At 47.5% G+C, this 1,454-nt stretch carries 1 protein-coding gene and 1 pseudogene; one reads left to right on the top strand and one right to left on the bottom strand.

Annotated elements, in window-relative coordinates:
• Positions 1-680, bottom strand: a 680-nt coding sequence (rluA, locus tag R7Q48_RS24140) for a bifunctional tRNA pseudouridine(32) synthase/23S rRNA pseudouridine(746) synthase RluA (protein WP_318132605.1), incomplete at its 3' end; no start/stop codon positions are given.
• Between the two features lie 328 nt (positions 681-1,008).
• Between rluA and R7Q48_RS24135 the strand changes: the two are divergent.
• A pseudogene (locus tag R7Q48_RS24135) lies at positions 1,009-1,454 on the top strand (divalent metal cation transporter); the annotation flags it as partial.

The raw sequence follows: 1,454 nt of genomic DNA, 5'->3' as shown, positions 1-1,454 counted from the left end.
GCTTCCGGGTAAAAGTCACACGGAACAAAAATACTGCGGAGCCAGTGACTTTTCGGGTGATAGAAGCTCAGTTCAGAAGCGTGCAGTTCCAAACGTTCAGAGAAGGCTTTGGCTTCTTCGGTCGCGTAGAACTCGTCACCAACAATAGGGTGACCCAACGCTTGCATGTGCACACGCAATTGATGTGAGCGGCCAGTAATAGGCAGTAAACGTACGATGCTCGTCTTTGTGCCGTCTTCATGTTCTTCTCGCTTCGCGACTTGGAAGAGAGTTTTTGATGGCTTACCATCTTCAAAACACACTTTTTGCAGCGGACGGTTTGGCCAGTCACAGATCAATGGCAGATCGATTTCGCCCTCTTCCTGCTCGACATGACCCCAAACGCGTGCGTAGTAAATTTTATGCGTTAAGCGGAACTGGAACTGCTTTTTCAACGCACTTTCTGCTCGCTTGTTTTTAGCCAGTACCATCAATCCCGACGTCGACATATCTAAGCGATGCACGACTTGGATATCTGGGTACTCTTCCTGTAAACGACTCCACATGCTGTCATGGTGCTCTGCAAGACGTCCCGGAACTGACAACAAACCAGATGGCTTATTCACAGCCAAGATATGGTCGTCCTCAAAAACGATGTCGATCCAAGGATCAGTCGGTGGGTTGTACTCAAGCATTGCCATGGGTGGGATCTCTAGAAAATAAAAACGCCGCGATTATAACGAGGGCTCAGTCAAAACGCATTTTAATTTCGCGACCAATGAAAACACCAAAACCAACAGGGTCAATCAAGTCAATAAATTCGAAAAATAAAATAAAAACTGATTTGTAAATATAGTTTGACAAGTACTGCGGGAGTGATATTTATAGAGTGGTTACCCAAATAACTTTATTCCGTTCGGAAAAGCACCCCATAACATTAAATAAGGTTTCACGCCGTTTGGATTCCCGCGAACCGTTCTCGCGGGGGAAGGTTATGCCGCTATACACAACATCAAAGGACAATAAGAAATGGAATCCGCCGTACCAGATCAACCCCAATCCAGAATATCGCTATTTTTCCGCTCACTTGGCCCAGGCATCCTAATGGCTTCTGCGGCGGTGGGTGGCTCTCACCTTGTAGCCTCAACCAAAGCGGGTGCCATCTATGGCTGGCAACTTGCCGCACTCATCCTGCTCGTAAACCTGTTTAAATACCCATTTTTCCGAGCTGGCGTGCAATACACGATGGGCACAGGGCTTACGTTAGTCGAAGGCTACGCGAGACTGGGTCGCCCTTACCTTTGGCTGTTTCTGTTCTTAAGTGTGGTGTCGGCGGTGATCAACACCGCAGCATTGTTGATGTTTAGTGCGAGCTTACTGGGTTACTTCATACCGTTTTCACTGTCGATGGCATCGTTGAGCATCATCGTTTTGGTCACGTGTTTGATCATCTTATTCGCCGGCCATTACAAAGC

Source organism: Vibrio sp. 378 (assembly GCF_033339435.1).
The sequence above is the reverse complement of the archived record's forward strand: the minus strand, read 5'-3'. Positions and strand labels throughout refer to the sequence as shown.